Source organism: Vibrio sp. 2132-1, from assembly GCF_033344315.1.
In genome coordinates this window covers 1-521 of record NZ_JAWPON010000846.1, presented here as the reverse complement: position 1 = coordinate 521, position 521 = coordinate 1, and the positions used below count along the sequence as shown (strand labels likewise).

General features: G+C 46.4%; 1 protein-coding gene and 1 pseudogene. Both read left to right on the top strand.

Going from position 1 to position 521, the window contains the following annotated elements; all coding sequences use genetic code 11:
* Positions 1-181, top strand: a pseudogene (locus R8N47_RS28340) (LysR family transcriptional regulator); the annotation flags it as partial.
* A gap of 154 nt (positions 182-335) precedes the next feature.
* On the top strand, positions 336-521 hold a 186-nt coding region (locus R8N47_RS28335; protein WP_318186501.1), incomplete at its 3' end, for a VOC family protein.

Genomic DNA, 521 nt, shown 5'->3' with positions numbered 1-521 from the left:
TCCCCTGTCTTTGGCGCAGAAATGGCAATCGGCTTTGAATCTGCAAGTCATTCAAACTCCAATGTTTTCCGAGCCAGTCAGCTATAAACTGATTTTCCATAAACGAGATGAATCCAGCACTTCACATCAATGTTTGCGAGCTTGGGCGCGTGACCAATTTGCTACAGGCCTAAACGCCTGACTCGGTCGCACATCAAGGCGTTTCGCCAAACACTCTTTCTCTCTTCTTAAACGCACTCTTTATGACTAAATGCGCATATGTTAAAAATGGCTTAACGATCAATATGGACGTTCAGGTCGTATACTTTTCCATAACCGCACAAAAGGAGTGAAGCATGCCCACCAACAACCCAATCGCAATCCAAGCCCTTGATCATGTCGTGTTAAGAACGTGCAACCTCGACGCCATGTTGCATTTCTATCGAGATGTTTTGGGTTGCCCAGTCGAGCGCGAAGTAATGGAGCTTGGTTTAACCCAGCTTAGGGCTGGTAACGCCTTAATTGATGTGGTGACGGTAGAC